The 23,913-nt window shown below is 44.1% G+C and carries 20 protein-coding genes; 15 read left to right on the top strand and 5 right to left on the bottom strand.

Annotation, left to right across the window (positions count from 1 at the left end; all coding sequences use genetic code 11):
- Positions 1 to 154 precede the first annotated feature (154 nt).
- Positions 155 to 1,582 carry a chromosomal replication initiator protein DnaA gene (gene dnaA, locus AC1DV1_RS05650; protein WP_090651550.1) on the top strand — a complete coding sequence of 476 codons (1,428 nt, stop codon included), beginning with the start codon at positions 155 to 157 and terminating at the stop codon, positions 1,580 to 1,582.
- A gap of 149 nt (positions 1,583 to 1,731) precedes the next feature.
- Here dnaA and AC1DV1_RS05655 read toward each other — a convergent pair whose 3' ends face one another.
- Positions 1,732 to 2,424: an OmpW/AlkL family protein gene (locus tag AC1DV1_RS05655; RefSeq protein WP_477356425.1), complete on the bottom strand. Its 693-nt coding sequence runs from the start codon at positions 2,422 to 2,424 to the stop codon at positions 1,732 to 1,734.
- 370 nt (positions 2,425 to 2,794) lie between these two features.
- Here AC1DV1_RS05655 and AC1DV1_RS05660 point away from each other — a divergent pair, with 370 nt between their 5' ends.
- The gene (locus tag AC1DV1_RS05660; protein WP_477356427.1) at positions 2,795 to 5,596 is read left to right on the top strand and encodes a PKD domain-containing protein; all 2,802 of its coding nucleotides are present in this window, start codon (positions 2,795 to 2,797) and stop codon (positions 5,594 to 5,596) included.
- Between the two features lie 342 nt (positions 5,597 to 5,938).
- Positions 5,939 to 7,930: an alpha-L-arabinofuranosidase C-terminal domain-containing protein gene (locus AC1DV1_RS05665; RefSeq protein ID WP_477356429.1), complete on the top strand. Its 1,992-nt coding sequence runs from the start codon at positions 5,939 to 5,941 to the stop codon at positions 7,928 to 7,930.
- A gap of 418 nt (positions 7,931 to 8,348) precedes the next feature.
- Here AC1DV1_RS05665 and AC1DV1_RS05670 read toward each other — a convergent pair whose 3' ends face one another.
- From AC1DV1_RS05670 to AC1DV1_RS05685, 4 genes are all read right to left on the bottom strand, one after another.
- Positions 8,349 to 9,989 carry a hypothetical protein gene (locus AC1DV1_RS05670; protein ID WP_477356431.1) on the bottom strand — a complete coding sequence of 547 codons (1,641 nt, stop codon included), beginning with the start codon at positions 9,987 to 9,989 and terminating at the stop codon, positions 8,349 to 8,351.
- A gap of 210 nt (positions 9,990 to 10,199) precedes the next feature.
- Positions 10,200 to 10,865 (bottom strand): response regulator transcription factor, encoded by a 666-nt coding sequence (locus tag AC1DV1_RS05675; RefSeq protein WP_477356433.1) that lies wholly within the window; start codon positions 10,863 to 10,865, stop codon positions 10,200 to 10,202.
- A complete protein-coding gene (locus tag AC1DV1_RS05680; RefSeq protein WP_477356435.1) occupies positions 10,865 to 11,650 on the bottom strand; it encodes a sensor histidine kinase in 786 nt (261 codons plus the stop codon). Before AC1DV1_RS05680 ends, AC1DV1_RS05675 begins: the two co-directional genes overlap by 1 nt.
- Positions 11,651 to 12,299: 649 nt before the next feature.
- Positions 12,300 to 12,755: a hypothetical protein gene (locus AC1DV1_RS05685; RefSeq protein WP_477356437.1), complete on the bottom strand. Its 456-nt coding sequence runs from the start codon at positions 12,753 to 12,755 to the stop codon at positions 12,300 to 12,302.
- A gap of 387 nt (positions 12,756 to 13,142) precedes the next feature.
- On the opposite strand from AC1DV1_RS05685, the gene AC1DV1_RS05690 reads away from it, so the two are divergent.
- The 12 genes from AC1DV1_RS05690 (at position 13,143) to AC1DV1_RS05745 (ending at position 23,911) form a co-directional block, all read left to right on the top strand.
- Positions 13,143 to 13,667 (top strand): YceD family protein, encoded by a 525-nt coding sequence (locus tag AC1DV1_RS05690; RefSeq protein WP_477356439.1) that lies wholly within the window; start codon positions 13,143 to 13,145, stop codon positions 13,665 to 13,667.
- 15 nt (positions 13,668 to 13,682) lie between these two features.
- Complete coding sequence (gene rpmF / locus AC1DV1_RS05695; protein ID WP_477356441.1) at positions 13,683 to 13,874, top strand: 50S ribosomal protein L32; 192 nt, start codon at positions 13,683 to 13,685, stop codon at positions 13,872 to 13,874.
- Positions 13,875 to 13,889: 15 nt separating this feature from the next.
- Entirely contained in the window at positions 13,890 to 14,828 is a 939-nt protein-coding gene (plsX, locus tag AC1DV1_RS05700; RefSeq protein WP_147055385.1) for a phosphate acyltransferase PlsX, read from the top strand.
- 10 nt (positions 14,829 to 14,838) lie between these two features.
- Positions 14,839 to 15,828 (top strand): beta-ketoacyl-ACP synthase III, encoded by a 990-nt coding sequence (locus AC1DV1_RS05705; protein ID WP_477356444.1) that lies wholly within the window; start codon positions 14,839 to 14,841, stop codon positions 15,826 to 15,828.
- 252 nt (positions 15,829 to 16,080) lie between these two features.
- Positions 16,081 to 16,551, top strand: coding sequence for an acetyl-CoA carboxylase biotin carboxyl carrier protein (gene accB / locus AC1DV1_RS05710; protein WP_477356446.1), 471 nt, complete (start codon positions 16,081 to 16,083; stop codon positions 16,549 to 16,551).
- 141 nt (positions 16,552 to 16,692) lie between these two features.
- Entirely contained in the window at positions 16,693 to 18,027 is a 1,335-nt protein-coding gene (accC, locus tag AC1DV1_RS05715; protein ID WP_274211099.1) for an acetyl-CoA carboxylase biotin carboxylase subunit, read from the top strand.
- Positions 18,028 to 18,102: 75 nt separating this feature from the next.
- Positions 18,103 to 18,969: a twin-arginine translocase subunit TatC gene (tatC, locus tag AC1DV1_RS05720; protein WP_477356448.1), complete on the top strand. Its 867-nt coding sequence runs from the start codon at positions 18,103 to 18,105 to the stop codon at positions 18,967 to 18,969.
- Between the two features lie 238 nt (positions 18,970 to 19,207).
- The gene (locus tag AC1DV1_RS05725) at positions 19,208 to 20,488 is read left to right on the top strand and encodes a replication-associated recombination protein A (protein ID WP_477356450.1); all 1,281 of its coding nucleotides are present in this window, start codon (positions 19,208 to 19,210) and stop codon (positions 20,486 to 20,488) included.
- Between the two features lie 140 nt (positions 20,489 to 20,628).
- Complete coding sequence (rlmD, locus tag AC1DV1_RS05730) at positions 20,629 to 22,035, top strand: 23S rRNA (uracil(1939)-C(5))-methyltransferase RlmD (protein WP_477356452.1); 1,407 nt, start codon at positions 20,629 to 20,631, stop codon at positions 22,033 to 22,035.
- A 127-nt stretch (positions 22,036 to 22,162) separates the two neighbouring features.
- Positions 22,163 to 22,561 (top strand): hypothetical protein, encoded by a 399-nt coding sequence (locus AC1DV1_RS05735; RefSeq protein ID WP_477356454.1) that lies wholly within the window; start codon positions 22,163 to 22,165, stop codon positions 22,559 to 22,561.
- A gap of 107 nt (positions 22,562 to 22,668) precedes the next feature.
- Positions 22,669 to 23,178 (top strand): phosphoribosyltransferase family protein, encoded by a 510-nt coding sequence (locus tag AC1DV1_RS05740; protein ID WP_477356456.1) that lies wholly within the window; start codon positions 22,669 to 22,671, stop codon positions 23,176 to 23,178.
- 4 nt (positions 23,179 to 23,182) lie between these two features.
- The gene (locus AC1DV1_RS05745; RefSeq protein ID WP_477356458.1) at positions 23,183 to 23,911 is read left to right on the top strand and encodes a hypothetical protein; all 729 of its coding nucleotides are present in this window, start codon (positions 23,183 to 23,185) and stop codon (positions 23,909 to 23,911) included.
- Positions 23,912 to 23,913: the final 2 nt, after the last annotated feature.

Below are 23,913 nucleotides of genomic sequence, written 5' to 3' on the forward strand. Positions count from 1 at the left end.
CTTAAAAACAACTTTTGTTGATAACTTGCAAAATGTTAAAAAAGTGAAAATTTAATTTTTTTATACACTTTTTTTGGACACATTTGATGTTCCGTTACAGTCCCGAAAGAAGTTGACTGAGGGGTTGGAAATCAAATAATTACTTATATTTACTATGGAAAAAACTTGTACTAACGTTTGGAATAGCTGTCTTCAGATCATAAAGGACAACATACCGGCCCAGAGCTTTAAAACCTGGTTCGAGCCGATAAAAGCCTTGAGAATGGAAGGGAGTGTCTTGACGATACAAGTACCAAGTTTGTTTTTTTACGAATGGCTTGAAGAGCACTACGTAGGGTTATTACGCAAAACGATTAAAAAACAATTGGGCGATGAAGGACGTTTAGAGTACAATATTGTTGTTGAGCAATCATCATCAAGTAAACCCTATACAACTAATATGCCTTCGAACGGAAATGGAGCCGAGTCAAAAAATCAATCGATGCCGATCCCTATCTCTATTAATAAGGACATCAAAAATCCTTTTGTGATACCCGGCCTCAAAAAGTTAAATGTTGACCCGCAACTGAATAGAAACTACACCTTCGAAAATTTTGTTGAAGGCGATTGTAACCGCCTGGCCAGGTCGGCAGGGTACGCTGTGGCCGCGAAACCTGGGGGTACTTCATTTAACCCGTTGATGATTTATGGTGGCGTTGGTTTAGGTAAAACACACCTTGCCCAGGCCATAGGTAACGAAATAAAACGTTCACTGCCCGATAAACTGGTACTTTATGTATCGTGCGAGAAATTTACACAGCAATTTGTAGACGCACTTAAACATAATAACATTAACGATTTTGTTAACTTTTACCAGGCCATTGATGTACTTATCATGGACGATGTGCACAACTTTGCCGGTAAAGAAAAAACCCAGGATTTTTTCTTCCACATTTTTAACCACCTGCACCAAAGCGGCAAGCAACTGATCATTACGTCAGATAAAGCGCCAAAGGATTTGGCTGGTTTGGAAGAGCGCCTGTTATCACGTTTTAAATGGGGCCTTTCGGCCGATTTACAGATCCCTGATCTGGAAACCCGTATGGCTATCCTTAAAAATAAGATCTACCAGGATGGTATCGAACTATCAAATGATGTTATTGAATACGTAGCCCATAATATTGATAACAATGTGCGCGAACTGGAAGGCGCCATGGTATCGTTACTGGCACAATCAACCTTAAATCGCAAGGAGATTGACCTGAACCTTGCTAAACAAATGTTGAAAAACTTTGTGAAGAACTCCTCAAAAGAAATTTCGATGGAGTATATTCAAAGCCTTGTCTGCGAATATTTTGAAGTACCTATAGAGATGGTGAAATCACAAACCCGCAAACGCGAAATTGTGCAGGCCCGCCAGATATCGATGTACCTGGCCAAGGCGCATACTAAAAGCTCATTAAAATCAATAGGTAATTTCTTTGGCGGCCGCGATCACTCTACCGTGATTTATGCCTGTCAAACTGTAGAAGATTTGATTGATACCGACAAAAAATTTAAAGGCTACGTTGCCGACATTCAAAAGAAGTTAAAAATGTCTTAACCGGCCTGTTAATCATATTACTAAAAGCCTTGCATCGACATGCAGGGCTTTTTTATTAAACAAGCTTATATGTAAAATGGAAAACCACCGTAAGCCGGTTGCCCGCGGTGGTTTGTAAGTGGTGGTTTATTTATATCGATACCTGGTGTTTATTTAAATCGGGCACCAAAACCTACACCGATGAGCCAAGGATTAATTTTAACGTCGGCTTTAATGCCTGCCAGGGTAGGCGCCAGTTCGGGGCTTGATGCCGGTGTTAAATTAGATGCATCAACTGTTGCATTGGTGGATAGGAACACTTTTTTAACATCTATGTTAAAAAAAAACTTCTTATTCAAGTCATAGTCGAACCCAAACTGGGTAGCGAAGGTAAATTTATTCTGATAACTAACATTTTTTACCACCTCGCCCGCGTTGGCGTTATAAAAAATGGTGTAGTTGGCACCTGCGCCTATATAGGGTTTAAATGCGATACCCGTTGGTAGGTGATATTGCAATGTAAGCGTTGGAGGCAGCAAGGAAACCTTACCCAAACTAACGTCGGCAGATGAACTGCCGCCAATAGCCGTTAAATTTGAGGCCGTACTGTTTACTTTATGCCTTGATGTGCCCAGTATCAGTTCGGCCGAAAAATCCTTCATAAAGAAGTACGTAAAGTCAATTTCGGGGATAACAACCTTGCTGATATTGATACCACCTCCAATTACACCAATAGTTGCACTTTCCTGCGGCGCAACATATACACCGCGAACACGTATATCCCACTCATTTTTCTGTTGACCGAAACTCCTTAAAGAGGCTATCATTAATATTGTAAAAACGGATAATAATAATTTGTTCATGTTGTTTGATTTTTAATTATAGGTCAAAGGTAGTAGCCCTTAAATATCTAAATATGCCTGAAGCCATTAAGCAAAATGATACTAATCATGGCTATTTATAAGATTGCCGGGTAATTTTACGGGGGTATATTCATGTACCTAAAAAGCCTGTAGGCACATGATTACCCACCCGTTACCGGCACCTATAAATCAACAAATAAAACCTGCCCAGCCCTTAAACCTGTTTTAGTTTAAATGATGTGTTTCATTTACCGATTGAAACAGCCAGTTAATCGATACATTACTGTAAATACGCCTATGTTACAACATCTTTAGTACAGATTGGCTGTGCACTGTTGCGCCAATCCACCATAATTAATTGTGCTTATAGATGTTGTTTACTTTAAAGCCCGGCAAACTGCTTGCCCTTATCGCCTGTTTTCTGTTCACCTTGTTTTCATTCCACGAGGCCGAGGCACAAAGCCTGGGCGACCCGGTAGTTAAAATAACCTTTGGCTCGGGCACCGCCTCCAGGGCCGGCGCGCTTTCGGCCGATTCAGGATCTACCACCTATGTTTATAGCGCCAGCGGGCAAATAGGCGAAAACTATTACACCATAACCAACCAAAGCAATACCACGGTACACGGCGGCTTTGTAACCAGTTATGACCACGACTACGAAACAACAGGCAATAGCAACGGCTACATGATGGTAGTAAACGGCAACGTACAGGCGGGCACGGTTTATACCCGCACAGTCCCCGGCCTTTGCGGCAATACTCAATATCAGTTTGGCGTTTGGATAAAAAACTTACTATCAACCGGTGGTATACTGCCTAATATGGTTTTTCACATTTACGCCGCCGACGGTGTAACCGAATTGGGAACGGGCGTATCAACCGGCGATGTGCCCACTGGCAATGTATGGCATAATTACACGGCAAACTTCACCTTACCCGCGGGCACAGGCGACGTGGTAATTAAACTGGTAAGTAATGCCAGCGGCACGCAGGGCAACGACTTCGCAGTAGATGATATTACCTTTAGTCCTTATGGCTCAACGGTTTCGGCGGTTTTCAACGGTTCAACCACGGGTACCGAAACCACCTGCGCGGGTTCGGCACAAACATATACTATTAATGCTACCAGTACACTGGCCAGCGGGTACGTGCAAAAACTACAAATGTATACCAACGGCAGCTGGACAGACCTAAGTACCGCCAGTACAGCTACCGCGTATACCATTACGGCCCCTACCACGGCGGGCACTTACCTGTACCGCCTGGTTTCGGCTATAACAGCAAATATTACTTCGGCCAGCTGCGTTGTGGCATCCAATAATTTAACGCTAATAGTTACCCCGGCACCGGTGGCCGCATTTACTACTACCGCTCAAACATGCCTGGGTACCGCAAACGTATTTACTGATGCTTCCGTAACCAACGGATCAACAATACAATCATGGGCCTGGACCTTTGGCGACGGGCAAACGTCGGCGTTGCAAAGCCCTACGCACACCTATGCTAAAACAGGTACTTATACAGTAACGCTTACCGTAACGGGCAATACCGGTTGTACACCATCGGTTGCCACCAAAACCGTAACCATCAATGCGCTGCCTGTAGCGGCGTTCAGCTTTACCATGCCCGATTGTTTAACCCAGGCAGTTACCATTACCGATCAATCAACAACAGGCACCGGCACAATTACAGCCTGGCTTTGGGATTACGGCGACGGCACAACCGAAACCAAAACCACCAATACAGCTTTTACCCACCTGTACGCCAATGCCGGCACTTATAGTATAAAACTTACCATCACCAATACGGGTGGATGTACAGCCACGCTTACAAAAAGCCTTACGGTAAGCCCGTTGCCCGTAGCGGCATTCAGCTTGCCCGATGTTTGCCTGGCCGATGCATCGGCTACGTTTACGGATAACAGCACTATTGCCGATAACACCACCGGGAGTTTTACCTATTTGTGGGATTTTGGTGATGCCAATGCAACTGCCGCCAATCCCAATACATCCGCCCAAAAAAATCCATCGCATAAATATACCCAGGCGGCGGTGTACCAGGTTACGCTTACGGTAACATCGGCAAGTGGCTGTACATCTACCATTACCCAAGGTTTTACGGTAAATGGATCTATACCTGTAGCGTCATTCACCGTAGCCAATACATCAGCGCTGTGCAGCGATCAGCAGGTAAACTTCACCAATACGTCTGCGGTTGATTTTGGCAGCATTACCAAAGTAGAGTGGTACTACGATTATGGGAACAATCCGGGTACCGTTGAAACCGACGAAAGCCCAAGCTATGGCAAAATGTATAATCACACCTATACTGCTTTCTATACGCCAGCCTCGCGAAACTACCAGGTGCGCATGGTTGCTTATTCCGGCGGTAGCTGCGTATCCATTATGGATAAAACCATTACGCTGCTTGCCGTGCCGGATATAACTTTTACGGCGCCATCGGCAGTGTGTGTTAATGGCGGCACTGTACAATTAGCAGCCCAGGAAACCGCTGGCGTAGCCGGTACGGGGGTATACTCAGGCACAGGGGTAAGTAGCGCCGGTATATTTGATCCAACTGTATCAGGTGCCGGCACTTTTACGATAACTTACGTTTATACGGCCACCAATTCCTGCCCGGTTACGGCAAGTCAAAGTATTACCGTAAATCCCATCCCGGTTATTACTACAGGTCCCGATATCACGGTATTATCGGGCGGAACCGCCAAGCTGCCGGCTACAGCGACGGGTACAGGGCTTACATATCTATGGTCGCCGGCTACTTACCTTAACGATGCTACTTTGCTAAACCCAACGGTTACACCTACCGATAATATTACCTATACACTCACGGTAACCAACAGCTCGGGCTGCTCGGTAAGCGGGCAGGTGAATGTTTCGGTATTGCAGGGGCCGGTGGTGCCTAATGCTTTCTCGCCCAATGGCGATGGCGTTAATGATCAATGGAATATCAAATATCTGAATACCTACACCAACTGTACCGTAGAGGTTTATAACCGTTACGGCGCCAGGCTATTTGCCTCGGTAGGGTACGCGGTTCCATGGGATGGCACTTACAATGGTACCGCAGTGCCGGGTGGTGTATACTACTACATCATCAACCCTAAACATGGGCGGAGTACCATGTCGGGACCGTTGACGATAATCAGGTGATTTGTGTACAAGCGTTCGCTTTTAACATGCACTGTTCGGGGGTAAGTCCTTATTGTGTTTGTAATCAGTTGCTTAAGTGTTCGTGTGTTGTTTTGGTTGAACGAGGGCGCTTATGTCAAAATATGAAATTCAAAAAATGCTTTTTGATAACGAGCTCAAAAATAGGTAAGACTAACATTATAATTGTTGAAAATACAATAATAATAACCGGTAGGTATACTATGTCTGTTGCAATGTTTCACCCCAAAAAAACAAGGCTAATTTTTATTTATCGCAAAAAGGCATATATTTGTTAATAATTGTTCTTTACACAATTATTATAAACCTCAAAAATTAAACCTGATGTCTGTTAAGCGTGTTTGGCCAGTGCTATGCCTGGTCCTGTTGTTTATTACTGATTTGGCCAGTGGCCAGGGTAGCGCTTCTTTAGGTGCGAAAAAAACTAAAATTTCGGGTGCCAAACCTATCAGCAAGGATCTGTTTGGGGTGTTTTTTGAAGACCTGAGCTACGCGGCCGACGGCGGGCTGTATGCTGAGCTTATTCAGAACAGGTCATTTGAGTACAGCGCCAGCGACAGGAAAACATGGAACCCGCTAACCGCCTGGGAGTACACTACAGAGGGCTATGGTTACGGTACCATATCTGTAGAAACAGCCAAACCCCTGCACCCCAATAACCCGCACTATGTGCAGCTGAATATCGACGATGCCGGGCAGCAGGGTGTGGGCATTACCAATGCCGGGTACGATGGCATCAATATCATAGCCGGCCAGAAATATGATTTCTCTGTTTACGTAAGGCAAATATCGGCCAAACCTGTTGATATGCAGGTGCAGCTGCGCGGAGACAAGGGCGCTATATATGGTACATTTTCGTTCCGGACCGACGCTGGTTCGTGGAAAAAATACACCGGAACCATTGTTGCCACAGCAAGCGCCGATTCGGCAAACCTCACGGTACTTGCCCGGCAGCGTTCGGTATTGGCAATCGACGAAGTTTCCCTGTTTCCGCGCAATACTTTTAAAAATGAGCCGAACGGGCTACGGGCCGATCTTGCCCAGGCTGTGGCCAATCTTCAGCCTAAGTTTCTCCGTTTTCCGGGTGGCTGCCTGGTGCATGGCGATGGCCTTAATAATATATACCGCTGGAAACATACCATTGGCCCTGTGGAGCAGCGTGTACAGCAGCGCAACATCTGGAATTATCATCAAAGTACCGGCCTGGGCTTTTATGAGTATTTTAGATTTTGCGAGGATATTGGCGCCAAACCGCTGCCCGTAGTGGCTGCAGGCGTAAGCTGTCAAAACTCGGGTGGTACCTGGCGAATAGGTGGTACCGGCCAAAAAGGTATCCCTTTGACGGAAATGAAAAGCTACATCCAGGATGTGCTCGACCTGGTAGAATATTCCAACGGGCCGGTTACCTCGGTTTGGGGCGCCAAACGGGCGGCGGCCGGCCATCCAAAACCCTTTAACCTGCAGTATGTGGGCATTGGCAACGAGGACAAGCAAACCAACGATTTCAGGGACCGCTTTAAAATGATATATGATGCAGTGCGCGCAAAACATCCCGAAATTACCATCGTAGGCACGGTAGGCCCTTCACCAGCAGGTGAAGATTATGATCTTGGATGGAAGTTTGCCGACCAGCTTTCGGTGCCTGTTGTAGACGAACACTTTTACGAAAAACCCGAATGGTTCCTGAAAAACAATAGCCGGTATGACAGCTATCGCCGGCCAAAATCAAAGGTATATATTGGCGAATATGCATCATGGGGCAATGCCCTCATCAACGCGCTTTCGGAAGCCGCCTTTATGACCAGCCTTGAGCGAAACGGCGATATTGTGCAAATGGCATCCTACGCGCCGCTGGTGGCCAACCTTAAACATACCTCCTGGAACCCCAACCTCATTTATTTTGATAATAAAACCCTCGCGCCCACGGTGAATTACTATGTACAGCAATTATTCTCGGTTAACCAGGGCGATGTATACATCCCCAATATTATATCATTTAACCAGCCCGGCGCCCATGCCGACTCAACCCTGGCAGCATCATGCGTGCAAAACAGTAAAAACGGCGATATTATTTTAAAAGTAGTGAACGCCGGCCCGCAGGCTGCAACTGCCCGGGCAAACCTTTCGGGTTTGGATATAGCAGCCGCTAAGGCCACAATTGACGTGCTGCAAGGCCAGCCATCTGACAAAAACACCATCGATCAGCCCAAAAATATCGTGCCCTCGCATGCCGAAATCAGCGTAGCGCAACTGGGTAGTTACACGGTACCGCCGTATTCATTGAGTGTTATACGTATTAGTTTAAAAGGGAATTAATGTATGGTTGAAATTTATAGCAACCAGCCGTAAGCGTAGGAAAAGGTTTAATTTTTTTACAGAAGCACGCTAGAAGGGGGACTGAGCTTTAGGATTATACTGTACAAGCTTAGCCGTAGGGGCAGATATATTCGGGGTACAATTGCTTTAAAAGGAATCGGGTGCCCTCAAAATAAGTTCTTACTGTTGTAATTAGTGTATGCATTATAACTGGAAGACATGTTGTAAAGTACAAGTCACCTATCTCCGGCGCTCTGGGCGACCGGTGCCGAAAATTACATGATGTACGGTTTGCCAGTGGCCATTGGTGTGATATCATGTAAAAGGAACACAATGCCAACAATTTTGAATGTGCTTGCTCAAAAAAACAGCCACCCGAAAGGGTGGCTGTTGGGTTAGATAGGTTTAGGGAATAATATTATGGCCATACAGTGCCTGATTGGCTGTTGCTTAACCACGGTTTACCGTCGCAGCTGGTACCTGGGTGTGCTGCAAGGCAGGCTTTAACAAATTGGGCGCCTACCGCATGACTTTTTACTTTTTTTGAGCTGCAATAGGTGTTACCGGCGTTATCTTCATAAAGCTGATACGCAGGGTAACCTAATGCTGCAGCTATCTCGAAATTGTTTGGCGTTGCACCAGGGTAGCTGGTTTCTACGCCAAGGATCCATCCGGTTGAGCTTTCATTGGTGCCGGCTATCATGGATGGCGGCGGATCAAGCGTTATAGTAACCGTTGATGCTGAACTGTTGGAGGTGGCATTGTGCGAATAAGTAGACTCGGAGCCGCCACCCAGCGAGATACCCAGGAAGGATACACCTACCGATACCGACTGCTCTATGGTAGTCTGGATGCTTTGGAATGACTCGCTGGTTACCGTGATCTGGATGGATGGGTAGTTGCTGATAGCAACGCCAGTTGTAAAGCCAAAGGGGCCGACATCAGAAAAATCGATACCTGGTTCTGGCGAGAATACAAAGCCCGAAACATCTGATGAGCCGTTGGCAATGGCTTCGGTAATTGGCTGCATCCAGTACCAGTTTAAACCGGTGGCCAAATCAAATATTACCGGGCCGTAGTTTACCAGGGTAATACCGGTAAAACTCATGTTAACAGTAATGCTATTTGATGACGTGGCTATGCTATCGCTAAAATAGCTGGCGCTGGCATCAACAGATACGGTTAAAAAATCATCTACAGGGATTTCAAAACTGGTTTCGCCGTTGATACTTACAGTTAACTCGCTTTCGCTGGTGCGGGTAACGGTCATGCTTAAATCAATACTGTTGCTTGTTGCGGCCAGGCCATTAATGATTTGTGACAGCGGGGTGCTTACCGCGTAAGCCGGGTTGTAAACGGTAGTGCTGTTATCCAGCAACATACCGCCATTTGTACCCGAAGCCGATTGTACGTTACCTAACACTGTAGTAAGGTAGCCGGCATTCATGGTAACCGCGTTTTGTAATGATACGCTGCTGCCCAGCGCGTTCAGGTAGTTGGCCAATATTGGTAAAACAGGCTGACCGCTGGCCGGCGTGTTATTGAGCAAAGCGTGCAGGTTTTTGCTTTGCGAAATAGCATACAGGTTGGTAGCAGGCTGTGCCCAGGTAGTGGCAATAGTGCTCATGATAATATCAATAGGCTGCTGGGTAGCTGTAGCAGGAGGCAGCTTAGTGTAAATGGCTTTCCAAAGGTTTAGCAGTGCCACTTGCTGGTTGGTAGCAGCTGTTTGGGCATTGTTAAGTGCAATTTGATCAGTGCTTGATAATTTGTATTGTACTTTTGAAATAGCTTCGATGTAGTAGTTAATAAATGAGGCATCCAGTTGTACCGGCGTTGCGCCGGCAGCCAGGTTTGACGATATCCAGCTGTAAGTGTTGGCGTTAAATTGGAGGTTGCTTGGGTTTTGATAATAATAGGGGAAGTTGCCCGGGCTGGTTACGGTAAAATCGGTAAGGGGCTCGGTTAATACCGATGATAGAATGCTTACTGCTTGTCCTCTCAAATAATCGATGATTTGGGTTGCTTCTGATTCAGAAGCTACTAATTCTGTACTCATGGTTGTAGATTTTTGATTGTGCTAAGTTTACCTACTCTGTTCAGGCTTTTCGGTATCGGCCTTTTTTGTCATCCAGGATTGAAAGCGCTTTCTTATTTGTTTTGACATTTCAAAGTAACGGGATATAGGCGGGCGGTTTAAGCGCAGTAATGCGGCTAATATAAATCAGGTAGTAATACGGGGTATTAAAGTAATTGTACGTATGCGGGGTTACATCACCTCTATAAGCTGGTGCTTAACGGCATATAATACCAGGCCGGCGGTATTGCGGCTTTGGGTTTTAAGGAGCAGGTTGTTACGGTGGCCCTCTACGGTGCGTATGCTTAAGAATAATTTCTCGGCAATTTCGGAGCTGGCATATTCTTTACAAATAAGCTCAAGTACCTCTCTTTCGCGGTTGGTAAGCTCAAAAGGCGAGGTGCTGAAAACGTTTGTGGTTTTACTACGCCGGGCAGCGGTATTTTGGATAGCTACCAGTGTTTGCCGGTTAATGTAAAAGCCGGTATGATGAACGGTTTGTATCGCTGTAATCAATTCCTCCTTATCGCAATTTTTAAAAAGATAGGCGGATGCGCCTGCCGAAACCATTTTGGCGATAAGCCTTTCCTGCGAATGTACAGATAACACCATCACTTTTATTTGCGGGTATTGTTCCTGTAGCAGCTGATTAAGCTCGATGCCGTTCATGCCGGGCATATTCATATCCAGCAACAGCACCTCGGGGAGTGAAGGGATAGTTTTCAAGATGCTGAGCAAGTCTGCTGCGCTTCCGGCATCGGCAACAAGCTCAAAATTGGGTACGCTGTTAATCAGTACTGCCAGGCTTTGCCTGAAAATATTCTGATCGTCTACAATGGCTACCTTTACTGGCTCCATTAAATGTTATCTGTTTTAAGCCGGATGTTCATATTAAATCCCTTGTGTGCTGGAAAATCATCCTCATAGGCCGCTCCTATAATGCCCAACCTGCTTTCGATGTTTTGCCTGCCCATTCCTTTTTTTGTTTTATCGGAGGCAGCAATACCCTGCCCATCGTCACGGTAACTAATCAGCAGATAATCGTCTGCTATATCAAAATTAATATTTACCTGCGTGGCATTGGCGTGTTTAAGGGTATTATTTAGTAATTCTTCAAAAACCCGGTATAAAGATAGGGATACACCGGCACTAAGCTTATCGGTTAACGGGTTTGCGTTATCGGTAATGTTTACCTGTAGTTTGCCGGTTGCAGTGATGAACTCGGCCAGATCTTCCAAAGTTCCCATAAAACCATACAATTCAAGGCCTGGCGGCGATAGGTTATGGGAGATATGCCTTACATCCTGTACAATTTTATCTATCTGGTATTTGCAAGTGTTTGAAAACTCGCTGCCTGCGCTTGTAGCAGCATCATTAAACATTTCGATAGTGATGCGCAGGTTTGATAAGGCGGTGCCAACATCGTCATGCAAATCCTGGCCAATGCGCTTGCGCTCTGCCTCCTGCGATACAATGATGGTTTTTAGCAAGTCCTGCTGGTGCCTGAGTTTGGCCTGTTGTAACTCGCGCTGCTTTTTTAACAGGTTGTTTTGGTTGCGGATAAAAATAAGCACAAACGATACTACCAGCATGAACACGCCGCCCATGCTTATCATTAATAAAACGTAAATATTATCCTTCATTTTTTACCTGTAAAAAACCAGCTGCCACCATGAGGTACATCAGTAATACAAGGGTGGCGTGGATACCTCCGAAAATGAAATAGAGATTGTCGCTCGCTTTTTGAGTAATAAGATTTAAAAAAGCAAAATAAGCGAATGAACTGGAAAAGTATATTAATAAGCCGGTTACAATCCAATTTGCGGGTATTGTTGCCCAAGGTATTCTGTTTTCTTGATTACTGTAATTTAAAAAATAATACATGCACAAGCCAATTATAATTAGTGCAGAAATCGGCCTCGGATAAGAATTGTATTCATATATGTTTTGTATGAAAATAAAATCGAACACACTCAATAGAGGGAATAAAATAAATAAGGCCCAGATTATCCACGAGACCCGGTGTTCGCTTATGGACAATTGAAAGAATCTAATTATAAATAAATATTCTGCAATGGTATAAAAGTGCAGTAGCGGTAAATTATTGACGTTATGCAACCCCATTATCCGCTCTGCAACATCTGTTACACCTGCAAATAGCAGGTATAACAGTATTGTTTTTGAGGGTTGATCTTTGTAAACAGTTTTTATTAAACCGGCGCCTATGGGTATCAAAACAGTTGCCGGTACTATAACTGTAACATATAAATGATTCATTTACAAATGATATAACTAAGAAACAGGCACATATAGTTCACTTTGTTGATCACAATATTTAGGACAGGGTGATGTAAAATCATAAACATTGGTATCGTTCGGGTTAGGGTTGCTGGCATCCTTATGCACTGCATCGGTATGCGGTGCCGATGAATGTACTTTTAAAACAGGTACAACAAGACCGCGCATATCGTCGGGCGTTGCCGAAGTGGGCATTGTTTCGCCGGCTATCCCAAAATAAACCCTGATGCCAACCAGAGTGTCTTTTGAGTAGTATTGCTCACACTCTTTTTTTAATGCATCAATGTCATCAAAGGAGATGTAAATAGCTCGTGGAATAGATTCCGGTTTTTTTTTAAAGCCAGGTATTTGTAGCATGGCATTTAACCACCTGTCAATTCGGATTTTGGCAAGCTCAAGGCTGATGGTTGTTTTGGGAGAGTCTGCTTGGTGCTGGGTTTCGGGAATCATGATTTTTAGGGTTTAGTGGTTATTATTGATAGAAAAAATAAGTGATAATTGGAATGTTTTCGTGTGATGAATGATTGATGTATCGCACCCGATGTTGCATGCTAAATTAATATATATATTCTTATTAATTATTAAGATAAGCAAATATTAAAGCGCCAGATAAAGAATACATTTAACTGGAAAAACAGGAATCCATGTCAGGTATTTAACCAGGCAGCTCCAATCTCTCCCGTTGATAAGTTGCCCCCGCCAACTACCTCATCAACCAATAATAGCAGCAGTTGCCCACTAACCTTTCACCTTTCGCCTTTCCCGCTTTTGCCTTTTTCAAAAAACACTTTCCAGTTATGGTATTTTTCCATACATTTGCGGGCTAATTGTTGCTCATTGAAATCGCTTAGAACATATTCGATTCCTTTTACGGGATTAAAACTGGGGAAACACCGGTTTGATTTTACTGTTGATGATGCTTTTTTTGACGAATTTGAATATTCGCTGGTTAAAAAGGCTAACTTGCAGTGCGTTGTTGAGTTGGATAAGCAGGAGACAATGATTATTCTGAACTTTGACATTAAAGGCACCGTTGATGCAAGCTGCGACAGGTGTTTGGCCCAATATCCGCAAACGCTGGATATAACCGAACAGCAAATTGCCAAGTTTAGCGAGGAGCCGGTTGATGAAGATGACGAAATTATTACCCTGAGCAAAAATGATCATGAGATTAATATTGCCGGGCTGATATATGAATACATAAACGTTGCCATGCCATTTATATCGGTATGCGATGATGAGGGTAATACTTCATATTGTGATAAAGAAATGCTTGACAGGCTAAACAGCCTGGCCGGAAACGAAGAACAAACTGAGGATACAGACCCACGGTGGGATGTACTCAAAAAAATAAATAAATAATAAAATAGCAGGATCATGCCACATCCAAAACGTAAAATATCCAAATCAAGAAGAGATAAGCGCAGAACACATTACAAAGCTGAGCTTCCAACTTTAACAACTTGCCAAACTACCGGTGCTATACACTTGCCGCACAGGGCTTATACTGTTGATGGTAACGTTTACTATAACGGTAAAGTACTTATTGAGAAAGCAGCAGTAGCCTAAGTTTATTTTCTGAAAATGAAGATTGGCTTAGATATTATGGGCGGTGATTATGCTCCCAAAGCAACTGTTTTAGGAGCAATCGAAGCTTATAAGGCTTTATCTGCCGACCAAAAACTGGTACTTATAGGAGATAAAGACACCGCGGTTACTATTCTTCAGGAAAATAATGTTAGCCCCGATCATTTCGAGTTTGTGCATACAACCGAAGTGATTGGCATGGGCGAACATCCTACCAAAGCAATTGTACAAAAACCAAACTCGAGTATTTCGGTTGGCTTTCAGTTGCTTAAGGAAGGTAAAATTCAGGCATTCTCATCGGCAGGAAATACCGGCGCCATGCTGGTGGGTTCTATGTTTAGTGTAAAAACTATTCCGGGCGTTGTGCGCCCGGCCATGACTACCATTGTGCCCAAACTTAAAGGAGGTTTGGGTATTTTGTTGGATGTAGGCGCCAATGCCGATTGCAAGCCCGAGGTATTGCTTCAATTTGGCGTACTGGGCAGCTTATTTGCCCAATCGGTGTATGCTATCCAAAACCCAAGGGTAGCTCTCATGAACATAGGTGAGGAGGAAGAGAAAGGCAATATCCTTTGCCAGGCTACCTATCCTTTAATGAAAGAAACCAAGCTGTTTAATTTTGTTGGTAATGTTGAAGGCCGCGACCTGTTTAGCGAAGGGGCCGACGTTTTTGTATGCGATGGTTTTACAGGTAATGTAATATTAAAGCTTGCCGAAACGTTTTATGTTATTACACGCAAAAAACAGTTTAAAGATGAGTTTTTTGATAGGTTTAACTATGAGCAATATGGCGGCAGCCCTATTTTGGGGGTAAATGCACCGGTTGTTGTTGGTCACGGCATTTCAAGCCCCGAGGCCATAAAAAACATGGTCCTTTTGTCGAAAAACATGGTGGAGAGCGGCCTGGTTGATAAAATTAAACAAGCTTTTCAGTAAAAATATAAAGATGAGTAAAATTCATGCCGCTATTACTGCTGTACATGGTTACGTGCCCGACTATGTATTAACCAACCAGGAACTGGAAACATTGGTTGATACAAATGACGAGTGGATTGTAAGCCGTACCGGCATTAAGGAGCGCCGTATATTAAAAGGCGAAGGTTTGGGTACATCTGATATGGCCGTTCCGGCGGTACAGGCGCTGCTGAAAAAACGCGGCATAGGTGCCGAGGAAATTGACCTGATCATTTTTTGTACAACTACGCCCGACTATGTTTTCCCGGCTACAGCCAATATTTTAGCTAATAAAATAGGTGCTAAAAATGCCTGGGGATATGATCTTTCGGCCGCTTGCTCGGGTTTTATTTTTGGCCTGGCTACCGGCTCACAGTTTATCGAGAGTGGTAAACACAAAAAAGTATTGGTGGTTGGCGGCGATAAAATGTCGTCGATAACCAATTACCAGGATCGTGCTACCTGTATTATTTTTGGCGATGGCTGCGGCGCCGTATTGCTTGAGCCAAACGATGAAGGTAACGGCATCATGGATTCGATTTTAAAAAGCGATGGCTCGGGAGTTACCTACCTGCACCAAAAGGCAGGCGGATCTGTAAAACCGGCATCGCATGAAACAGTTGACGCCCGCGAGCATTTTGCTTACCAGGAAGGGCAGGCTGTTTTTAAATTTGCTGTTACCAACATGGCCGATGTAGCCCACGAGGTAATGGAGCGCAATGGCCTTACCGGCGAGGACGTTGCCTGGCTTGTACCACACCAGGCCAACAAGCGTATTATCGACGCTACCGCAAGGCGCACAGGCTTAAGCGATGATAAAGTAATTATTAACATTGAACGTTACGGCAATACAACAAACGGCACCATCCCATTATGTTTATGGGAGTGGGAAAGTAAATTTAAAAAAGGTGATACCCTTATACTGGCAGCCTTTGGTGGCGGCTTTACCTGGGGTAGCATCTATTTAAGATGGGCGTATTAAGATGTGCAGATTTCAGTTGTGCAAATGTGCAGATGAAAAAAGGAATGTGCAGATTTCAGATGTGAGGATTTGTACGTCAGAAATTTAAAACATCTGCTTATTATTAAATGTTAATATTACCTAATTGATAACTAATTAAAACAAAATTTATACAAGTGTAATCTGCATATTTGCATAACTGTAATCTGCACATTTGCATACATTTGTATACCTTTAGATATAAAATTTGTCCCCAACCAATTAATCCCAACTATGGATATTAAACAAATTCAGGACCTTATTCGCTTTGTGTCGAAATCTGGCGTAAACGAAGTGTCAATTGAGCAAAAGGATTTTAAGATTACGATAAAAACCAACGAAACACAGCCGCAGGTTATCCATGCCAGCATACCGGCGCAAACCGCGCCTGCTGTATTGCCACCCGCACCGGTTGCAATTGAACCCGTTGCCCCGGCAGCACCCGCTGGTCCGGATACATCAAAGTATCTGACAATCAAATCGCCGATGATTGGTACTTTTTACCGCTCGGCAAGCCCTGATAAGCCATTGTTTGTAAACGTTGGCGACGAAATTAAAACCGGCAGCGTGGTTTGTATCATAGAAGCCATGAAGCTTTTCAATGAAATCGAGTCGGAAATATCCGGCCGTATTGTTAAAGTATTGGTTGATAACGCATCACCTGTAGAGTACGACCAGCCTTTATTTTTAGTAGAACCTATATAACGATGTGCTGATGTGCGGATTCCAGATGTGCAGATGATTTTTAATTCATTTGCACATTTGTAGTTTACACAATTTGACATCAATCATTAATATTTTTCATCTGCATATTTGCACATTTGTAATTTGCACATCAAAGAAACCATGTTTAAAAAAATATTAATAGCTAACCGGGGCGAGATCGCTCTGCGAATTATCCGTACCTGTAAAGAGATGGGTATTAAAACCATAGCTGTATATTCAACTGCCGACCGCGATAGCCTTCATGTACGTTTTGCTGACGAAGCTGTTTGCATAGGTCCCCCACCAAGCCGCGATTCGTATTTAAATATTCCAAACATTATTTCGGCTGCCGAATTAACCAATGCCGATGCTATACATCCGGGCTATGGTTTCCTTTCGGAAAATGCCAAATTTTCGGCCATTTGCGCCGAGTATGGTATTAAATTCATAGGTGCTACAGCCGATCAGATCAACTCCATGGGCGATAAGGCTTCGGCTAAAGAAACCATGAAGAAGGCAGGCGTACCTATTGTGCCCGGTTCCGACGGTTTATTATCTGATATTAAATCGGGCATCGCGATAGCAAATAAAATAGGCTACCCTGTAATATTAAAAGCAACTGCCGGTGGCGGTGGCCGGGGTATGCGCATTGTTTGGAAAGACGAAGAATTTGAAAATGCCTGGGATTCGGCCCGTGCCGAGTCGGGTGCCGCTTTTGGCAACGATGGCTTGTACCTTGAAAAATACGTTCAAGACCCACGCCACATAGAAATACAGGTAGTAGGCGACCAGTATGGCAAAGTTTGCCACCTGTCTGAACGTGATTGCTCTATCCAGCGCCGTCATCAGAAACTGGTTGAAGAATCGCCTTCGCCTTTCATGACCGAAAAACTACGTAAAAAAATGGGCGAGGCCGCTATTAAAGGCGCCAAAGCCGTTAAATATGAAGGTGCCGGTACAGTAGAGTTTTTGGTTGATAAAGACCGTAACTTTTACTTCATGGAAATGAATACCCGCATACAGGTTGAGCACCCGGTTACCGAAGAGGTAATCAACTTTGATTTGATTAAAGAGCAAATTAAAGTGGCTGCCGGTATCCCAATTTCGGGTAAAAATTACGAGCCAACCATGCATGCCATCGAGTGCCGTATTAATGCCGAAGATCCTTACAATAACTTCCGCCCGTCACCGGGTAAAATCACCAACTTTCACTCGCCGGGTGGCCATGGTGTGCGTATAGATACCCATGTTTACACAGGATATGTAATACCGCCAAACTACGATTCGATGATTGCCAAGGTAATTTGCTGCGCCCAAACCCGCGACGAAGCTTTGAGCACCATGGAGCGTGCTTTAAGCGAGTTTGTGATTGAGGGGGTAAAAACAACCATCCCATTCCATTTAAAATTGCTGAAAGATCCAAACTTCAGGGCCGGTAATTTTACCACCAAGTTTATGGAAACGTTTGAAATGTAAAATAAATTCAAACTATCTTCATTCAATAAAACGTACTTAGCACAATAGCGTTTATACAGCGGTATTTAACATACAATGAGCGACAATAAATTAATTAAAGCCATAAAAGATAAAGGCAAAACGATGGAGGCCGAAATGTCCTTTTTCGACCATCTGGAAGCCTTAAGGGGGCATTTGATACGATCTGCCTTAGCCATTGTAGTAATTACAAGCGTTGTGTTTTATTATTACTCATGGATCTTTGATACGGTCATCATGGGGCCAAGTAAACCAACCTTCTGGACATACCGGATGCTTTGCGCACTGGGCGACCTTTTGCACCGTCCGGGTTTTTGTATCGATAAAATCCATATCCATTTAATAAATACGGAAATGGCCGGGCAGTTTACCCTGCAAATCAACTCGTCATTAATTATTGGCCTTACATTGGGCTTTCCGTACCTGTTGTTTGAGTTATGGCGTTTTATCCGTCCGGCCTTGCACGAAAAAGAACGTAAAGCTGCATCGGGGTTTGTGTTTTATGCCACCGCTTTGTTTCTACTCGGGGTTTTATTTGGCTATTATGTGATCACCCCCGAATCTATCAACTTTCTTTCGGGTTATACGGTAAGTTCAACTATCGAAAATTTATTTGATATCGACTCCTACCTGTCATCAGTATCTACATTAACACTGGCCACCGGTATAGTATTTGAATTACCCATATTGGTTTATGTATTGTCAAATCTGGGTATCCTTACCGCCAAATTTATGCGAGAAACCAGGCGTTATGCTATCGTAATTATTTTGATAGTAGCAGCGGTAGTTACTCCTACCCCGGATATGATGACCATGACCGTAGTAAGTATCCCATTATTTGCTTTGTACGAAGTTGGCATCCTGGTATCGGCGGTAGTTGAAAAACGGAAACTGAAACGCGCACAGGAAGACGGCTTAGCTTAATAGATGCGCAGATTAAGGCTGGATGTGCAGATTTTAGATTTCAAATGTGCAGATGAAAAACAGGTCGGATAGTTAAATGATGACCTGATCTTATAAAACTTTATGAAAGCCTCATCGTTTAATAACGGTGGGGCTTTGTTTATTCAGCGGCATTTTGCACATTTGAATGATTCACCCTTAACAGCATTTGCAGCTTATCATCTGCACATCTGAAATCTGAAATTTGCACATCTACGATATGACCAACCTCCCACCATTAGCCGAACGGATGCGACCAAAATCGCTTGACGATTATGTGGGGCAAAAACACCTGGTTGGGCCGGGGGCGGTGTTACGTAAAGCCATCGAATCGGGCGCATTGCCATCCATGCTGTTTTGGGGGCCGCCGGGCGTGGGTAAAACTACGTTGGCTTATATTATATCACAATCCTTAAATCGGCCTTTTTTTGCGCTCAGTGCCATTAACTCGGGGGTGAAGGATGTGCGGGAGGTTATTGAAAAAGCATCCCTGCTAAAGCAAGGCGGTCAAACGCTGCCGATATTGTTTATTGACGAGATTCACCGCTTCTCCAAATCGCAGCAGGACTCGTTGCTGGGGGCTGTTGAGCGCGGCATTGTTACGCTGATAGGCGCCACAACCGAGAATCCTTCCTTCGAGGTTATTTCGGCTTTGCTGTCGCGATGCCAGGTTTATATTTTACAGCCACTTAAAGAAGAAGATTTGCTAAACCTGCTGGAGAAATCGATGCGGGAAGACGTGGTATTGAAAGAAAAGCGCATTACGATACAGGACCACGAGGCCATTATGCGTCTCTCCGGGGGCGATGCCCGTAAGCTGCTCAATATTTTCGAGCTGCTGGTAAACGCCTTCGACAGCCCTGAAATAGTTTTAACCGACGAAATTGTGCTTGACCACGTACAGCAAAATATGGCCCTGTATGATAAAACCGGCGAGCAGCATTATGATATCATTTCGGCCTTTATTAAATCCATGCGCGGCAGCGATCCTAACGGTGCAGTGTACTGGCTGGCCCGGATGATTGCAGGCGGGGAAGATCCTTTGTTCATCGCCCGCCGCATGCTCATCCTGTCATCAGAGGATATTGGCAATGCCAATCCCAATGCGCTGTTATTGGCCCAAAGCTGTTTTGAGGCAGTGAACAAGATAGGCATGCCCGAATCGCAGCTGATATTATCGCAAACGGCAATTTACCTGGCCACCTCGCCAAAAAGTAATTCGGCCACAACTGCCATCGGCGCGGCTATGGCGTTGGTAAAGCAAACCGGCGATTTACCTGTGCCCCTGCACCTGCGTAACGCGCCTACCAAATTCATGAAAAATATTGGCTACGGTAAAGATTATAAATACGCCCACAGCTACGAAGGCAATTTTACCGACCTTGACTTTTTACCCGACGCCATCCGCGGTACAAAAATTTATGAACCCGGTAATAATGCCCGCGAAAATGAATCAAAAGAGAAGTTGAAGAAACTTTGGGGCGATAGGTATAAGTATTGAAGAGGAGATAATGAAGACGAGATTTTGATCTTGAATAATTGATTATATTCTTTTACAAAGTCTTCGGTTTGAGTACTTACTTTTAGATTTAGAGGTCTTGATTCTAACTTCTTGATTCTGATTGTTACCTTTGCAGCCTGATGAATAAAGTTGCAAAACAGAAGTTTTTTGAAGACGTTCGCATAATAGATATTGCCGAAGAAGGAAAAGGCGTGGGCAAAACCGACGACTTTGTGCTTTTTGTTGATAAAGCCATTCCCGGCGATGTTGTAGATGTACAGGTTTACAAAAGCAAAAAGAATTTTGGCGAAGGCAAAATTTTTAACCTGAAACAAGCATCGGAATACCGTACCACTCCATTTTGTGAACACTTTGGTACCTGCGGCGGCTGCAAATGGCAGCACATGACCTATGAGGCCCAACTTAAATTCAAACAAAAATCTGTTGCCGATGCCCTTGGCCGGATAGCCAAAATTGAGGTGGATGGCATCATGGATATCATCCCATCGCCGGCCGACCGTTACTACCGCAACAAGCTGGAATATACCTTTAGTGATAAGCGCTGGTTATACGATGGCGAGAACAAAGAAGATGAAGCGCTGAACATGAACGCCCTTGGCTTTCATATCCCCGGCCGCTTTGATAAAATTTTGGATGTAAAGCACTGCTACCTGCAGGCTGAGCCATCAAATAGTCTGCGCAACAGCATCCGCGATTTTGTGATTGAGCAGGGGTATTCATTTTATAACCTGCGTAACCACGAAGGCGCACTCCGAAACCTGATTGTGCGTACATCATCTACAGGCGAGATCATGGTTATTGTGGTATTTGCTTACGTGGAACAGGAAGAGGTGGATAAGCTGATGAATTTTATTGATGCCGGTTTCCCGGAAACAACTTCATTGTTATACATCATCAACCAAAAAAAGAACGATACCATTTTTGACCAGGATGTAATAGCCTTTAAAGGCCCCGAGTACATTCATGAGGAAATGAACGGGATTAAATTCCGTATAGGGCCCAAATCGTTCTACCAAACCAATAGCATCCAGGCCCTGCGCCTTTACGAGATAACCCGCGACTTTGCAGGCTTTACCGGTAACGAGTTGGTATATGACCTGTACACCGGCGCCGGCACCATTGCCAATTTTATAGCAGGCAGCGTAAAAGAGGTGGTAGGGGTAGAGTATGTGCCCACTGCCATTGAGGATGCTAAAGTAAACTCGGCTATTAACAACATCACCAATACCAAATTTTACGCGGGTGATATGAAAGATGTATTGGTGGCCGGGTTTGTGGCTGAGCACGGTAAGCCGGATGTGATTATCACCGACCCGCCGCGTGCCGGTATGCACCCCGATGTGGTTGCCCGCCTGATGGAAATTGAGGCGCCTAAAATTGTTTATGTAAGCTGTAATGCCGCTACCCAGGCCCGCGATTTGCTGGTATTAAAAGAGAAATACGATACTGTAAAAATACAACCCGTAGATATGTTCCCGCATACACAACATGTGGAAAATGTGGTATTATTGGTGTTAAGAGGGTAAGCATGGGGATCAGGAAGAGGAATGGTGGATTTTTTACCTCTATCTCTTTCTTCTTTAGAATTTTCCGATTAAAGTTTAGAGTTTTTCCATTAGCGTTTAGAATTTATTTTTTAGAGTTTTCTGACATATGCAACCCGAAGATTTGTTAAACGAAGGTAATAAAGAGAACCTTGAGCCCGCTAAGAATAGCCCGCTGTTGAGCCTGGAGCGCGACCTCAAATTTTTTAAGGATTCGATACATGAGGTGGCCATCGAAATTATGGTGGAGGGGTTATCATCACATCCAATTTTTATAGCCCACCAGCATGAGCTAAAATTAGGCGAATTGATACTGGACAGGCACGATTTGAATTCGGATTGGAGTATTCACGCTTCAACCCTGGAGGAATTTACCGAACGCGGTGTAATTAAACCGGAATTGAAAGAACGCTTTATCAACAGCTACAAAAATCCCAATGAATATATGTGCGTGTTTGTTGTAGTGCCCGAGGGCGCAAACTTTGTTTATGTGCCTTATAAAAAATAGATTGTGCAGCGTTTAAACTTGAAACCTTAAAACGGACTTGTATATTTACCACGCATAAAACCAACATTGTAACGGTTCATCGTTAAAACTTACAAAGCTTTCTTCCCATGCCCGAAAAGAAACTCCTGATATTAAACCGGCAACAGATACAGCAAAAGCTGGACCGTATGGCTTACCAGATACTGGAAGATAATTTTGAAGAGGAAGAGATACTGATAGCCGGCATATTACCCCGTGGCAACCATATAGCCGGGCGCCTGAAAGCCATTTTGGATAACATCGCTCCATTTAGCAGCAAACTATTATCTATCGAACTGGATAAGCAAAGCAGCAGCCTGCAGGCTAATATAGATTTTGACGTGGATGACTGCAGCAACAAGGTAGTGATACTGGTTGATGATGTATTAAACAGTGGCAAAACACTGGCGTATGGCTTTGGCGTTTTTCTGGATGTACCGTTAAAAAAATTACGCACGGCGGTTTTGATAGATCGTAATCACAAAAGTTTTCCGATAACTACTGATTTTGCCGGGATGGCTTTATCAACCGTTATAAAAGAACATGTAGATGTAGTGATGGATGAAGAGGGTGAAGAAGACGCGGTTTATTTGAGATAAGCCGATGAAGCGAATAACCGGCTGCCTGCTTACTGTTATGCTTTTTGCATCCTGTCATGACGATGCGCCACAGAAAATTATAGATGTTTTCAGCCCGGCTTTAGCTAACATGAAACCCGTATCCACTAAAAAGTACGGTTTTAGTGAAGGATTTTGCGGGCAAAATATCTATCTCAACAGCGATTCTACGTTTACCTGGGTGCATGCCTGCGAAGGACAATCAACTTCAAGTATTGGCAAATGGCAGATAGCCGGCGATACCGTGCGGTTAACGCCCTACCCCCAAAAAACCGATAATATCTCTTACCGGGTTTCGTTTAGCAAATCTATTCTTGATTCGCGGGTGGTTATTATAATAACCGATAAAACAGGCACTCCTGTAAAGGATTTTGTTATACTCCCATTTAACAACAAACCGGCATTCACTTTTACCAACAAGGGTGTAATGATGGGCGATAAAAGCTATAAACTATCTTATTTTCAGGATAACATGAGTACGGATAGCACCGGTACAATAAGGTTATTAAAATCCGAAAAGGATAGCCTCGATTTTTCAAAGCTGTATGCCTTAACAGGCAAAACATTCAGGATAAGTACCAGCAACCTGCCCGATACCATCAGGCTGACAATAAATATCAACGGTATTGCTTTTGCCGGATACCAAGTAAGGTATTTGGCAGATCGGCCTCAAAAGTTTAGGTATACCGGCGGCGATCTTATTTTAAAGAAATAATA

The organism is Mucilaginibacter sp. P4_D1, from assembly GCF_056401935.1.

Coding starts and splice junctions, on each gene's coding strand:
- dnaA (WP_090651550.1), top strand. CDS start 155: ATGGAAAAAACTTGTACTAACGTTTGGAATAGCTGTCTTCAGATCATA.
- AC1DV1_RS05655 (WP_477356425.1), bottom strand. CDS start 2,424: ATGAACAAATTATTATTATCCGTTTTTACAATATTAATGATAGCCTCT.
- AC1DV1_RS05660 (WP_477356427.1), top strand. CDS start 2,795: ATGTTGTTTACTTTAAAGCCCGGCAAACTGCTTGCCCTTATCGCCTGT.
- AC1DV1_RS05665 (WP_477356429.1), top strand. CDS start 5,939: ATGTCTGTTAAGCGTGTTTGGCCAGTGCTATGCCTGGTCCTGTTGTTT.
- AC1DV1_RS05670 (WP_477356431.1), bottom strand. CDS start 9,989: ATGAGTACAGAATTAGTAGCTTCTGAATCAGAAGCAACCCAAATCATC.
- AC1DV1_RS05675 (WP_477356433.1), bottom strand. CDS start 10,865: ATGGAGCCAGTAAAGGTAGCCATTGTAGACGATCAGAATATTTTCAGG.
- AC1DV1_RS05680 (WP_477356435.1), bottom strand. CDS start 11,650: ATGAAGGATAATATTTACGTTTTATTAATGATAAGCATGGGCGGCGTG.
- AC1DV1_RS05685 (WP_477356437.1), bottom strand. CDS start 12,755: ATGATTCCCGAAACCCAGCACCAAGCAGACTCTCCCAAAACAACCATC.
- rpmF (WP_477356441.1), top strand. CDS start 13,683: ATGCCACATCCAAAACGTAAAATATCCAAATCAAGAAGAGATAAGCGC.
- plsX (WP_147055385.1), top strand. CDS start 13,890: ATGAAGATTGGCTTAGATATTATGGGCGGTGATTATGCTCCCAAAGCA.
- AC1DV1_RS05705 (WP_477356444.1), top strand. CDS start 14,839: ATGAGTAAAATTCATGCCGCTATTACTGCTGTACATGGTTACGTGCCC.
- accB (WP_477356446.1), top strand. CDS start 16,081: ATGGATATTAAACAAATTCAGGACCTTATTCGCTTTGTGTCGAAATCT.
- accC (WP_274211099.1), top strand. CDS start 16,693: ATGTTTAAAAAAATATTAATAGCTAACCGGGGCGAGATCGCTCTGCGA.
- tatC (WP_477356448.1), top strand. CDS start 18,103: ATGAGCGACAATAAATTAATTAAAGCCATAAAAGATAAAGGCAAAACG.
- AC1DV1_RS05725 (WP_477356450.1), top strand. CDS start 19,208: ATGACCAACCTCCCACCATTAGCCGAACGGATGCGACCAAAATCGCTT.
- rlmD (WP_477356452.1), top strand. CDS start 20,629: ATGAATAAAGTTGCAAAACAGAAGTTTTTTGAAGACGTTCGCATAATA.
- AC1DV1_RS05735 (WP_477356454.1), top strand. CDS start 22,163: ATGCAACCCGAAGATTTGTTAAACGAAGGTAATAAAGAGAACCTTGAG.
- AC1DV1_RS05740 (WP_477356456.1), top strand. CDS start 22,669: ATGCCCGAAAAGAAACTCCTGATATTAAACCGGCAACAGATACAGCAA.
- AC1DV1_RS05745 (WP_477356458.1), top strand. CDS start 23,183: ATGAAGCGAATAACCGGCTGCCTGCTTACTGTTATGCTTTTTGCATCC.